A 14,384-nucleotide genomic window follows, 5' to 3' on the forward strand; every position below is an offset into this window, starting at 1 on the left:
ACTATTTTATTTATTGTAACTTAAAATGACCTGATTCCCTTTCACCTTCTGCTTTGACTTATTATCAAAAAGAAATATATCTTCCTTAAATTTTACTAGTAGTTTTTTCTTCTCTTCTTCTAGAATTATGAAAGGAATAATACTTTCGTATTCTTCATATGAATTTAGAGCAACATAATCGAGAAAATCTATTTCTGTAAAGGTTTTTCCATTATACCAATACAAATAAGTTCCCCAACTTTCCTCTGCACCTATTTCTCCTAATACAATAAAATGATTTGTATTATTTGCTTTATAAACTGATAATTGTAACCTCCAACTATCCTGCTGACCTTTAGATGTATACATTACGTTATCGTTATCGTTAATTACGAACAGATGAATACCTTCCTTTGGTCTTTCTTTAAGCAATCCCGTAATAAGCTGGATATTGTATATTGAAATTATATTTTCTACTTCTATACTATCATTACCTTTGGAATTGGATATACTTCTTGGTTGTATTAACTCATACTTTATTGGGTATTCTTTTTCCTGCGTTTGTTCTTTTTTTATAGTTAATTCATTATTCTCAATATTACTTGATGCTACATACGTGTCGTTTTGTAATTGAGGCTTATAATTTTTACCACAAGCACAAATAGCAAGAAAACTTAAAATTATATAGTAATGTATTGATCTCATTATGCTCTATGCGCTTGTTGTGCTATTAATTGCTGATGCGTTTGATTTGCATCGTTTTCTAACTTTAAATTCACAAAGAATGCAGGATTGATTTTATTTGCTAATCCTCTAGATCTGGCAACGTTAGCAATTTCAAAATGTAAATGAGGAGCTCTTGTTCCGCTCGCATTTCCAGATACCCCAGATTTTCCGATCACGTCACCTGATTTCACCTCATCACCTACATTTACTGAAGCTTCTTCCACATGCGCATAACGTAAGAAAATCTTTCCATCATAATTAAAAGCATTTCCCTTTTCGATTTCATCAGGACCATATTGTAACGAGTATCCGTTCTTAGCGTTTTTAAGGTCATCTACATTTGTAATTTTTAACACAATTACTTTCCCAAAACCTGGTCCAGTATAAATTTGATCAATAACTCCGTCTAAACAAGCATAAAGTGTCGTCCCCGTTTCTGCAAAAATATCCAGTCCTGTATGATTTCGAACGCTACCATCTCGATTTCTTCTTACACTACCAAAGGTGCTTCCTTTTGGTTTATAATTTCCAGAAAAAGTATATAATGTTATCTCTGAATTTTCTATAGGATCGGTCCATACACTATTAACAACTTCTTCTTCTTGTTCTTGTTCTTCGGTATCCGGTAAATCCGTAGGGACATCTATTTGTGCTGTATTTGCTATCGAAATAGGAACTCCTCCTGTTGCACATTTAATAGTAGACGCGGCAAGTAATGCTAATCTTCCGTCTACCGCCACTCCATCTGCAGTTCGTTTCCACTTTGTCGGTGAAATTACACTAGCACAAGGAGGAGGGCTTTTCCTCCATTTTTTACAAACGCCTCCAAAAACAAGGTTTGTTTTACTTTTATCCGCATCCGTTGCCCATTGCGTATCTTGTAATTTCACTTGTGAATGAGAAACCATTAATTTACCACTACCAGAACATAATGGACATTTTAGCGTAGCTCCATTTTTAACAAATTCACCAGCCATATCTTATAATTGTTTTAAAGTATAAATACTTTGGTATTCTTGTCTTCCATATTTTTCAACAATAGAAATAACCGCATTTTGCAACCAAAAATCAGTTGGCCTTTTAAAACTATAAAGCCCATCAATAGTTAAATATTCTTCATTTTCAGGATGATTTGCCTTAACTTTTAGTGCTATCTCTCCTACATTTCTAGAGGATTGTAATGAAATTTCTTCTGTAGCAATAATTTTTCCATATCTAGTATTCAGCTCTTGGGATATTGATGTTATCTTATCAGTAATATATTCACTATATAGTGGTTTTAATAGTCCACCGAAATTTTGATATAATGAAATCTCATCAATCAATTTCCGTTCTGAACTCAAAATTTCATCCATATTTAAAATCAACTCCTCAACTTGGTTTCCTTTATATCTATGCTGGACATATTTTTTTATGTTATTCCATACCTCTTGTAATTCCAACATATTATCTATCGCCATAACTTTTCCGATATAAGAAACTCTTAATACCAGGTTATTGTATATAGAAGCTATTTTCTTTAAAATATCCTTCATCGCATAAGATCCATCAGAAAACCGGAAATAAGTATTTCGTACATTAATACTTATAAGACGAATATATGGTTGATTTTCATCCGATTGTATTTTTACTGAAATTTCCCTCTTCAGAGAACCCAAAATATTTCTTGAATAATTAATTGGAAAAGAACTTTCAATAGCATAGTCATATTTTCCTTGTTTAGGCAAGGCTATATGAGCTTCCTCTGAAATAAAAGTATATTTAGTCTGTATCATATGATTTGTGTTCTTGGTATTACTAAAAATATTTTATTATCCTTTACTAATTTTCACATTTCCTCCTCCTTGAAACGAAGCTGTGGCACCGCAGGCAATTTTCATATTTTGTTTACTTTGAATTTCTGCATTTCCACTATTCTGAACTAATTCACCTCCTACTGATGTAGTCATATTATCTTCTACCGTATTTGTATGGCTTCGAGATGAGTTTTCGTAACTCATTGCTGTTTTTATTTTGGTATTTTGACCTACATTGAATGTAGCATCTTCTTCTACATTCATTTCAAAATTTTTAGCATTCAATGTCATTTTCTCTAAAGCTGTAATCGTTATGTTGTTATTAGCAGTATCAATATGAATAGTATTAGCATTTTGATCTATGATGGTAATAAACTCTTTTCCTTCGGTATCGTTAAACTCAATCATATGTCCACTTCGGGTTCTGATTGCTTTAATATCATTATTATTGGTTTTCCATCCGGCAGATTTTGCATTTCCATTATAGAGTGTGCCTAAAACATAAGGTCTCTCTGCGTTACCTCCTTCAAAACCAACCAATACCTCCTCGCCTATTTCTGGAATAAAGTGAAAACCCTTTTCTCCTCCAGAATGAGGTGTCATTAATCGAAGCCAAGGCGTATATTCTCCTAGTGGCTTCTGCCAGTGAAACTGTACTTTTATCCGACTAATTCCATCGGGATCAACATTATCAGTAACTGTTGCCACTTGTGTATCACTTTTAGGATGAATAAAAATATTTGTATGAGGATATACATCGTCATCTACAGAAACACCTTCAAAATGATTTACATACTTACCATTTTCTGTAGCTGTGTGAGTTACTTTAATAATTCTATATGTGTTTTGGTCACTATTTTGTTGCTTTATTTTTACAATTTTCCCTAAACTTACTCCTGGATTATCACTTTTACCTGTAACAACTACCTGTTTAATTTCTTCGGCTTTTTTCTGCTCTTTTACCAGGTTATTGAGTCTCTGCTTCGTTTGTGTATCATTATACGTATTTAGAAAAACCTGAGACTTATGAGGAAACATATCCTTACTTTTATTAGAAGCATATCCGTTATGTCCGTTTATCGAAGTACTAATTTCTGTAGTAGCAACCTCATGTTTTTCATTATTTAAATAATCATTAGTAAAAAAGGAATAACTATTGGATCTAGGGTGTAAACTTCTGGAGAATTCTTGTAAATCAAAACCATACGTTAATGTGGTCTCTTCAGCATCTAAAGGTTTTCCAAACACTAAATTTTCTCCATCATAATAAAACCATTCTCCGTATTGAGCAGATAATCTACTTGCAAACTCAAAACTGCTTTCTCCATTTTGAACACAGTAATGCAAAGCATCATTTGATCTTGTAGATACTGTGGTATTTAACTTTGAACGATCATATTTTTGAAAAACACTGGTTAGAATTGATTCTAAATTCTCATCACTAAAAGACGCATAGTGTGGCCCATCATCTGTTAGTATTGAATTACTCTTAGCTTTAATCAAAATAGAATCTCCCATGGATTGATGAAAACCATTAGTCACTTTTACTTCTGCGACTACGCCATTAAATTTTAGTTCTTTATAGATATCTAAAGAATCTAAGGATGAGACAGAAAGAATAATAGTTTGCCCCAAAAAGTCGTTGCTTTCATCCTCGTTTAGATCGGATTTTTTTTCTAACACGTCTCTACGACATAATATTTCGAGCGTGTGATGATCATCAATTTCTTGCTTAAGTGTAAGTTCCTTAAATGCCTTTATAGAAACTCCGCCAATAAACAATTGAATATTAGATTGAAGTGCCATTGTTGAGTTTTAAAATTAATTTGTGTACCCCAATTACAAAAACAAACTGCTATTCCTTCACTAAAATATTTTATGACAATAAAATTAGTACTTAGAATAAACAATAATTCTGTATTGGTTATTTCAAATTTAGAAAACTAATGGAGGCAAATCAACCAGATATTCAGTGGAAACACACCCCTGAAAACCACTACAAATAGCAATGGCTGGCTACTAAAGAAATTAAGGGTTACCCATAAAATACTCAAATTAGCTTGAAAGAAATTAGATGAGAATTATCTTGATTCAACTTTAATGGAAAGAAAAAACTGGATATAAAATAGAATTTATATCCAGTCATTAAAAGTACTTTGTAAACATTTTGTTTGGGGTTTAGGTTTATGAAAGTCTATCTATGAATTGCGTGGCTACTAGCCGCTGGTAATTCTTGTAAAAACTTTCTTAAAACACTCCAATTGATTTTAAATGAAATAAAATTTGTCATGATTTCCTTTTTTAAATTAATAAACATTTTTTAACCGATACTTATAATTGCCCGATCAGTTGCTAAGTAATTTTCAAAACGCGTGCCAAACTTTTATAAATCAAAACCAAAAAACCATAACAGATTGTTACAAAATAAGTTAAGTGTTAAAAAAAATATTTTAAAATTATCTTATAACATCCATTAAGATTCTTTTATATGATGTTTTAATGAAAAAACAACTTATTATTTTATTGGTGACTCAATTAAAATCAATAAGTGATATTTGGATTGCAATTGGAAGTGTAACTCTTTCAAAAAACCTTTGGGAAAAATCGTCCTACTTTTTTCTTGTATTTTTTATATTCTGTGTATTTTTTGGAGAGTAATTCTTCTTCATAAGAGCTTTTGAAATAAAATAAGATGAGCAATCCTATAGCAATTATTATTTTATAGCCAGAACAGCTATATAAGGCATAAAAGAAACCACTTATCAATATTCCAGAATAAATAGGATGTCTGGAAAATCTATAGAATCCATTTTGTATTAATACTCCATCGTCTATAGGAGCCGGAAAAGGAGATAATTGATTACGTAATTGTAATATTGAACCAAGAATTATAATTCCTCCGGTGACTGTTAGGACTAACAATAGATAACTGATAGATGGAAAACAAAATATTCTTAAATTATATATTGGAAACATATACAATATAAACTGAATCAATACATAGGTAAATCCTTTTTTATCATTTTGCATAGCCTAAAAATAAAAAAAACCTGCCAAGGATAATCACTTCCTCAACAGGTTTTTACTTCAGCAAAATAATCGTTTTACTTAACCATTTTCATCACCCTCACATTTTTATCAGAAACTATCTTTAGAAGATAAATTCCTTTTGGAAGGTTGGCTGTATTCATGGTTACTGTATTTGTTCTGGTGTCTTTAACAAGCGTTGTATTTGTTCTCTTACCCGCTAGATCAAACATTTCTATTCTTACATGGTTATCTTTCATATTTCCTGTAAAAGATAGTGTCAATGATTGATTAAAAGGATTGGGCCAGGCTCTAGCCACTTGCAATGCATCGCTTACAGGAGCTTTGTCAGAAAAAGAACCTTTTATATCATTTATAGATGGGCAATCACTTGGGCAATTATCAAACCATTGGTTATCATACCAGCCATCTGTGCTTCTAAATAAATCATCCGTCTGTGCACCTCCATTATCAGTAAAAACAATTCCTACTTCTACAGATTCATCAACTAGATAAGTATACCAAGGTGATCCATTAATAGTATTCATGGCTACACCAGGCCAAGCTGGAGCACCAGGAATCGCTGCGTTTGCATTTTTATCGTATATATAAATAAATGCCGTATTCCAGGAAGAAGGTTTCTTAAAATATACATCAAAAGAAGTATCTGGAATTATTCCTGGGCATTCACCAGGACAGGTATCCGTCCAACCATTGTTATACCATCCATCTATTGTTCTAAACAAATCATCAGTCTGTGCTCCACCATTATCGTTAAAAACAATTCCCACTTCGACTGATTCATCTATGTCATATGTAAACCAAGGAGAAGTACTTAATTGTGACATTTGAACTCCTGGCCAAGCAGGAAATCCTGGAATTGCTGCATTTGCATTTTTATCATACAAATATACATACGCTGTATTCCAGCTATCTGGTTTTCTGAAGTTAACTGTATATCCTAATGTATCTTCAATCGTATATACTCTGTTAATTACATCAGAACTTCCTGCACTATTTATAGCAACTGCATTTAATTCTGTATTTCCGGTAGAAAATATTGTAAATGCACCGGCGTATAATGTACTTGTTGCATCTGGAGCAGAACCATCTAAAGTATAATATATAACTCCAGAGTTGGTAGCGCTCATGCTTACTTCTACACTTCCATTAAACGTTCCTGAATCTGGTGAAACTGTCAATACTGGAGGTCCTGGATCAGTAGGGCAATCGCTTGGACAACTATCAAACCATTGACCATCATACCAACCTTCTGTTATTCTTGTTAAATCGTCTGTTTGGTCTCCTCCATTATCATTAAATACAATACCAACTTGTACATTTTGATCAATAGTATAAGTAAACCAAGGAGTTCCTTCTATCTCATCCATTGTTGCTCCTGGCCAAGCTGGAAATCCGTCTAATGCTTCTCCAGTATTTTGATTAAATAAATAAATAGTAGCTGATGACCAAGTAGCTGGTTTTTTGAAATACACCTCAAATGGAGACCCATCACCGATTATATAGTCTGCAGGTACTATATTAGACTCGTTACCTTCAGAATCAAAAGCTATTGCTTTTATAGATGTTGTAGTGTTTATATCAAATGGAGTTGTATATTGAGTACTGGAAACTGAAGGATCCGAACCATCTGTGGTATAAAAAATATCTACCGTAGCTCCTTCTGTTGTTGTAGATGCATCCATTTCTACAGTTACAACATCTGTATAAAACCCTGAAGCCGGATTTATCGATAATGTTACAGAATCTGAAAGATCAAAAGGTTCACCTACTAGGACAATTCCGAAAGTAGTTCCAAAAGTTACTGTTCCTCCGGATACTGTTGCTGTAGTATCAGAAAAGTAATCTTTAAGTACAGTTCCTTCAGGCCACATTCCGAAAACGTTTAGTGCTCCAGCAAAATCATTATCCTGTCCCTGGAACACCAATGCTTTATCAGTTTCTCCATTACGATTATACTCACGTTTAAAAATGTATGGAGCATCGCTTAGTTTTTGATGCGAACCAGCACCAATAGAAACATGCTCTCTTCTAAATGTTCCTAATTTTCTCCAATGAAGCAGCATAGCATCATTCATGTTATCCCAGTTCATAAACCCCCGATACCCGGCATCTAAATAGGTTTGAGCATCAAAAAATTCTCTCCCAGATTCATCCCCGTAATAAATTTGGGCTCCTCCCGGAGATAGTAATAATTTTACCGCTCCTTCAAACATATTTCCTCTATAATACTCACTAAAATCGTGAGATCTCAAGTAACTGATCATGTTATACTCACCCGGAGTATTGAATCCCCCGTCCTGATTAAGCTTTTCCGCAAAAGAACTAAAAATTGCTTCTTGTCCCATAGAATCATAAGCTTCTATTGGTGATCTAAAATTGATCATGCTATTGAATTTACTCACGGTAAAATCTTCAGGAAGTGGATCATTCGCGTTATTTTTAATATTCAGAGAAGAATCCTCTCCTGTCATATAAAAATCAAGATCATCTGGTTTTTTGGTAGGATTATTTTGTTTCCATTCTCTTAGCGCTAGAACCGCTTCTTCTTTCAGTTCTTTCCAAACATCAGCTCTCACATGGCGCTCTGTATCTACACGGAAACCGTCAATACCATATTCTCTAACCCAATCAGTCAACCATTTGATTAGATAATATCTAGGCGTTCTTGGCTTGCCTGTTCTGGCAAAATAAGAATCCAATTCATCCAATTCTTGTTGCTTTCTTCCTTCAGTTTCCCATTTATCCAATAACCATTGTGGTAAATTTACAGAGTTAAAAGACTCCGTTCTTACGTCAGGCAAACCATAAAGAGATTGTGTATAATCATCACAAGGTAGTTCTCCGTTATTAGGTTCTCCTTCTTCCTGGCATTGTAATCGTACCCAATCCAAAGGGTAATCTTGATCAACAGGTATTCTTTGACCATTTACATCCTTATAAGTAACATAACCTGAATGGTTCATTACGATATCCAACAAAACTCTAATACCGTGGTTGTGTGCTTCATCAATAAAATCTTCAAACTCTTCTGCAGAGGTAAAGTTTGGATCAAATGCTGTCCAATCATTGGTGTGATAACCGTGGTATGGATAATCATTAAATTCAGTACCGATATACCCATGTCTGTTTTCTACTACCGGAGTAACCCAGATAGCACTTACTCCAAGTTCATTAAAATATCCTTCTCGAATTTTTTGTGTTACTCCCGGAATATCCCCTCCTTGAAAATCAAGTTCGTTAGCTGTACTGTTTTTTTGACGATCAAAGCTCGTATCATTAGTAGGATCGCCGTTATTAAAACGATCGGTAATAAGAAAGTAAACTGTAAGATTATCCCAAGAGAATGGCAGGTTTCTTTCTGATTGTGCTACGCCTAGTCTAGGTAAACAAAGGCAAATTAATAACCCTAAATAGAGTAATTTTTTCATAATTAAGTTTGGTTTGTGTGTTAATAAAAATAATGATCAAGAAAACTTTTACTATAATATAGTTTCCTCAAACGTTGTAATAAATATTTCTAAAAAAAAACGGGAAAATATAATATTCGAAGTGTCGTTTTTTTGCGAAAACGTTTGAGTGTTGATATTTTATTAAGAAAAGGTTAAAAAAGTAAAGAATGAATAAAAAATTAGCGTATAATTTGGTGTATTATCTATTTTCAGATTTAGTAAACCTGTATTTCATATTCTTTTTAAAAACATCACAAGTTTTTCTAAAATTATTCAAATTAGAAATCTATAATTAGCATATTCTAAAATCTAATTACAAAGATTAGTCTTTACTACTAAATAAACAATAGAATCTATCTTAAAAAAAATTATACTTGATCTAATGGCAATGAGTATAAACATCACCAACGGTAAACATAGAAAATAATATCTTGAATAAAGCTTACCCGATCACTTTCAGTTTAGCAAATCGTAGTAACAGCTTTTTAATTCCGCCGTTTTCAAAATTAATCTCTGCTTTCTTATCTTGACCTACCCCATCTAACTGCAGAATTTTTCCTTTACCAAAACGCATATGTTCTACTATGGTTCCAGGTACCAGATCTCCATCAAAAAGATTCGCTTTAGGAGTACTTGTAGCATCATTAGACATTGGTCTTAGTTTACGTAGCTTACGCAATTGTTCCTCTGATGGTTTATGAGAAACCGGTGGTGATCCTGATAATGGCTTTTTAAGCCTTAATTTACTTTTATCTACATCTCCAAAAATATCAGTATCTACTAAAGGCTTATAACGATACGTTTCGATTGGAGTGATATATTCTAGATATTGAGCATCTATTTCTTCTATAAAACGACTAGGTTCTGCATCTACGAGTTTACCCCATCGATAACGAGATTGCGTATAGGTTAGATATGCTTGTTTCTCCGCTCTGGTTAAAGCTACATAAAATAATCTTCGTTCCTCTTCGAGCTCTGATCTGGTATTCATACTCATTCCGGATGGAAACAAATCTTCCTCCATACCTACAATATAGACGTAAGGAAACTCCAGTCCTTTTGCTAAATGTATCGTCATTAAGGCTACTCTATCATCATCACCCGTATCCTGATCCAAATCTGTTGCCAGTGCTACATCTTCTAAAAATTCTGCAAGTGATCCTGTCTCATCTGCCAACTCTTTTTGTTCTTCTACAAAGTCCCGAATACCATTTAATAACTCCTCTATATTTTCAATACGAGCAATTCCTTCAGGTGTTCCATCTTTCTTAAGCTCTTGAAGTAAACCAGTGTTTTTAGCTACCATTTCTGATAATACAAAGGCATCAGAAGTTTGGTTGGTAACTTGAAAACTCTTGATCATATTCATAAAGTTTTCTAACCTGGTTTTTGTTCCGCTATTAATTTTTAGATTAATTCGATCCAGATTTTCAATAATTTCGAAAATAGATCTATCATAATGGTTAGCGGCTACCACTAACTTATCCACAGTAGTACTACCAATTCCACGAGCAGGATAATTAATAACACGTTTTAGTGCTTCTTCATCTTTTGGATTGATAATTAACCTAAGATATGATAAAACATCTTTTATCTCTTTTCTTTGATAAAAAGACAGTCCTCCATAAATTCTATACTTAATATCCCTTTTTCGCAGCGCATCCTCCATAGCACGAGACTGTGCATTTGTTCTATACAGAATAGCAAACTGACCATTGGTCAACTGATGTTGCATTTGATTCTCAAAGATAGAACTTGCTACATATCGTCCTTCATCTCCATCCGTTAGCAATCGATTTACGAAAATTTTAGGACCAGGATCATTCGCAGTCCAAACTACTTTATCAAGTTTTGTTTTGTTTTTATCTATAATAGAATTAGCCGCTTCCACTATGTTTTTGGTAGATCGATAGTTTTGTTCTAATCGATATTGCTGTACATTATCATAATCTCTCTGGAAATTAAGGATGTTATTAATATTCGCTCCACGGAAAGCATAAATACTTTGTGCATCATCTCCTACCACACAAATATTCTGAAATTTATCTGATAATGCTTTTACAATTAGATACTGTGAGTGATTCGTATCCTGGTACTCATCCACCAGAATATATCTAAAGCGATTTTGATATTTAGCCAATACATCTGGAAAACGATTCAACAACTCATTAGTTTTAAGTAATAAATCATCAAAATCCATCGCACCAGCCTTAAAGCAGCGATCTACATAATGCTGATAGATTTCTCCCATACGCGGTCTTTTTGCCATGGCATCAGCCTCTACTAACTCAGCATTTTGAAAATATGCTTTTACAGTAATCAAACTATTCTTATAAGAAGAAATACGCGATTGAACCTGCTTATACTTATAGATATCCTTGTCCAATCCCATCTCTTTAATTACCGAAGAAATTAATCGCTGAGAATCTTGTGTGTCATATATCGTAAAATTAGAAGGATACCCTAATTTATCAGCCTCAATTCTTAGGATTTTAGCAAAAATAGAATGAAACGTTCCCATCCATAGATTCTTTGCTTCACTAGGACCTACAATATCAGCAATACGCTTTTTCATTTCTCGCGCTGCCTTATTGGTAAATGTTAATGATAAGATATTAAATGAATCCACTCCCTGATTCATCAGATAGGCAATTCTATACGTAAGCACTCTAGTTTTTCCTGAACCAGCACCTGCAATAACGATCATAGGACCATCTTTCTGCAGTACAGGAGCTCGTTGCGCATCATTTAATCCGGCTAAATATTCTTCCAAGTTTTCAGTGTTTTTTTCAGACTGGAAATTTAAGGAAAGAATGACATTTATGGAAGCCAAGAGTCTTTTAGTTGTAAACAAGTGATGAACCACTCTCTTTTAGAAATTTAAATAGTATTTCTCTAATTCCTGAGAAGAAATAAAAACTTCTTCTTTTACAATATATCAGAAATACTCTTAATTTATTACATCAAAGACAAGTAATTTAGGGAATTACACAATACTAAAACAACTCATCAAACTTTGCTTCGAATAGTACCCGCACTTTAAAGCATAGACTTCTGATTGAATTACTTTATAAAGCCTTTTGATCAATTTTTAATCCATAAATCAAGTGAAACATTTTTTACTTAAAAGGTTTCGTAATTATTGAAGGTATTTCAAAGTTTTTCATAATAAAACGCTTTTCGCTTCTAATACTTGATCAGCGCCTAATTCGGATACATCTTAACATATTTTTCGTGCCAATTTATAGAATATCAACACCCACAATACCCTAACAGTTTATGTATTGTTAGTTGGATGAACAAACAACGGATATAGACTTTTTGTAAATTTAACCACACAATTAACAACATTTTATAACTCACACAAAAAACTAAAATTTAAACATGAATTCACATTCCCAAATCAACCAATGCATTAAAAACAATGCATGCATTTTTTCATTTATACTTATTCTTATTTCTTCTTGTAGTATCAATGGGCAGGTGTTAAAAGACGAAGTCCCAGCAGGAAAATATATTGGTACCATTGTTAATGGTAACTTTTTTAATGGTAGTAATACGACCCCTTCTGGCACTTACCAAACTACTATTGTAGAACAGTTCAACTCAATTGTTGCAGAGAATGATCATAAAATGGAGAACCTACTAAAAGGTTCTGCTGCTAATAACCCATTCAACATTACTTTGGCAGATATTAATACTGATAAACTAGATCGTATGATCAATTTTGCAGATGCTAATGATATTAACGTAAAAAGAGGTCATGCCCTGATGTGGTATAGCCAAGCACCTCAATGGCTTAGAGATGACGCTACGGGATGGACAAAACAACAAATATTTGATTTTGCTGAATCCTATATTACTACAGTAATGACATATACTAAAGGAAAAATAGATGAATGGGATGTTTTTAATGAAATTATCAATGAAAATAGTGCTGGGTTTCGCTCAGGAACTTGGTATGCCAATGTGGGCAATATTCAGGATTTTATTGATCATTGCTTTATTGTAGCTAAATCTGTTGATCCAGATGTTGTATTATTTTATAATGATTACTCTATAGAAACGTTTAATACCGATCCTAATTCTAAGAATGCTTTTATGAGAACTATGATACAAGGCATGGTAGAAAGAGGTGTTCCAATTGATGCGTTGGGTCTACAAAGTCATTTTGAAAATGGGATTGGAGACAGTTTTACAGATCAAGTAAGCCAAACTATGGATTTTGCAATCGATCTAGGGTTAATTTGTAATATTACAGAACTAGATATCAGAATTTGTAATAATGGTCAACCGGCATCCGAAGAAGAATTACAAGCGCAAAAGGATTCATATCAAAGAATAGCTGCAATGGCATTAGCAAAAGATGGATGTACAGGATTAACTTTATGGGGATTTACAGATGCTTCTTCGTGGATACCAGGTTTTTTTGATGGCTGTGGTAGTGCTTTAATTTATGATAACAACTACCAACCGAAACCTTCGTTTACTGGACTTCTTAATGGATTACAAGGTATCACCGTAGAAGATAATGGAGGCTGTGGCGGCGCAACAGTAGCACAAGCTCCTTTTAATGGAACACCTACTACAATCCCTGGTATTATAGAGTTTGAAAATTATGATATTGGCGGTGAAGGTGTTGCGTATCAAGATGATGATACACTTAATAACGGAGGATCCACTTATAGAGATTGCGATGCCACAGATATTGTATTAGAAGAATCTGGTGCACTAATTATCGGATGGCTAAGTCCTGAAGAATGGTTAGAGTATACAATAAATGTATCCGATTCAGGATCTTATGATTTTACATTTTCTACAGCTGCTGATACAGGTTTTGGAGGAGAAGGTAGTCTAGAACTTGATGGCGTTGACATTTCTGGACTTATCAACTTTGCTTCAACTGGCGGCTGGTCTAATTTCCAAGATACCATAGTAACCGAAATACCTTTAACCGAAGGTGAACATATCTTACGATTTAATGTAGAATTAGGTAGCTTTAATGTAGATAAAATGACTGCTTCTATAAATACACTCGGTACTAATGACTACGGCTTTGATGCTGCAGAAAATTTTAAAGCGTATCCCATACCATTTAATAAAGAATTAAATATTGGTTTTAAAACAATCGGAGAGACAAGTAGCATTACCCTAATAGATATTCACGGAAGAAAAGTTTTTAGTCAAAAATACACCAATGAAGATGCTATAACTATCCATGCTGGAAATTTATCCTCAGGTATGTACTTCTTACAGATAAACCGAAAAGATAATTCTTCGAAAATGATAAAGATTATGAAGCAATAAAATTTATTGTATATAAAAGAAGAGCTGAACATATGAAAAGAAAGAGCTAGCGGTAAAGATATTATTTTACCGCTAA

General features: G+C 33.4%; 8 protein-coding genes. 1 reads left to right on the forward strand and 7 read right to left on the reverse strand.

Annotation, left to right across the window (positions count from 1 at the left end; translation table 11 throughout):
• Positions 1 to 6 precede the first annotated feature (6 nt).
• From Q0910_RS26810 to Q0910_RS26840, 7 genes are all read right to left on the reverse strand, one after another.
• Entirely contained in the window at positions 7 to 684 is a 678-nt protein-coding gene (locus Q0910_RS26810; RefSeq protein ID WP_299223465.1) for a hypothetical protein, read from the reverse strand.
• Positions 684 to 1,682 (reverse strand): peptidoglycan DD-metalloendopeptidase family protein, encoded by a 999-nt coding sequence (locus Q0910_RS26815; protein WP_299223467.1) that lies wholly within the window; start codon positions 1,680 to 1,682, stop codon positions 684 to 686. Before Q0910_RS26815 ends, Q0910_RS26810 begins: the two co-directional genes overlap by 1 nt.
• 3 nt (positions 1,683 to 1,685) lie before the next feature.
• Entirely contained in the window at positions 1,686 to 2,480 is a 795-nt protein-coding gene (locus tag Q0910_RS26820; protein WP_299223469.1) for a hypothetical protein, read from the reverse strand.
• A 36-nt stretch (positions 2,481 to 2,516) separates the two neighbouring features.
• Entirely contained in the window at positions 2,517 to 4,307 is a 1,791-nt protein-coding gene (gene vgrG, locus Q0910_RS26825; protein ID WP_299223471.1) for a type VI secretion system Vgr family protein, read from the reverse strand.
• 777 nt (positions 4,308 to 5,084) lie between these two features.
• A complete protein-coding gene (locus tag Q0910_RS26830; RefSeq protein WP_299223473.1) occupies positions 5,085 to 5,531 on the reverse strand; it encodes a methyltransferase in 447 nt (148 codons plus the stop codon).
• A gap of 74 nt (positions 5,532 to 5,605) precedes the next feature.
• Complete coding sequence (locus tag Q0910_RS26835; RefSeq protein WP_299223475.1) at positions 5,606 to 8,980, reverse strand: starch-binding protein; 3,375 nt, start codon at positions 8,978 to 8,980, stop codon at positions 5,606 to 5,608.
• A gap of 463 nt (positions 8,981 to 9,443) precedes the next feature.
• A complete protein-coding gene (locus Q0910_RS26840) occupies positions 9,444 to 11,774 on the reverse strand; it encodes a UvrD-helicase domain-containing protein (protein ID WP_299223476.1) in 2,331 nt (776 codons plus the stop codon).
• 611 nt (positions 11,775 to 12,385) lie between these two features.
• On the opposite strand from Q0910_RS26840, the gene Q0910_RS26845 reads away from it, so the two are divergent.
• On the forward strand, positions 12,386 to 14,308 hold the full coding sequence (locus tag Q0910_RS26845; protein ID WP_299223478.1) for a family 1 glycosylhydrolase: 1,923 nt from the start codon (positions 12,386 to 12,388) through the stop codon (positions 14,306 to 14,308).
• Positions 14,309 to 14,384: the final 76 nt, after the last annotated feature.

Origin of the sequence: uncultured Aquimarina sp. (assembly GCF_947495315.1) — a bacterium.
Classification (GTDB): domain Bacteria; phylum Bacteroidota; class Bacteroidia; order Flavobacteriales; family Flavobacteriaceae; genus Aquimarina.

Excerpts from the sequence above, each read along its gene's own strand:
- Q0910_RS26810 (WP_299223465.1), bottom strand. The coding sequence starts at position 684 with ATGAGATCAATACATTACTATATAATTTTAAGTTTTCTTGCTATTTGT.
- Q0910_RS26815 (WP_299223467.1), bottom strand. The coding sequence starts at position 1,682 with ATGGCTGGTGAATTTGTTAAAAATGGAGCTACGCTAAAATGTCCATTA.
- Q0910_RS26820 (WP_299223469.1), bottom strand. The coding sequence starts at position 2,480 with ATGATACAGACTAAATATACTTTTATTTCAGAGGAAGCTCATATAGCC.
- vgrG (WP_299223471.1), bottom strand. The coding sequence starts at position 4,307 with ATGGCACTTCAATCTAATATTCAATTGTTTATTGGCGGAGTTTCTATA.
- Q0910_RS26830 (WP_299223473.1), bottom strand. The coding sequence starts at position 5,531 with ATGCAAAATGATAAAAAAGGATTTACCTATGTATTGATTCAGTTTATA.
- Q0910_RS26835 (WP_299223475.1), bottom strand. The coding sequence starts at position 8,980 with ATGAAAAAATTACTCTATTTAGGGTTATTAATTTGCCTTTGTTTACCT.
- Q0910_RS26845 (WP_299223478.1), top strand. The coding sequence starts at position 12,386 with ATGAATTCACATTCCCAAATCAACCAATGCATTAAAAACAATGCATGC.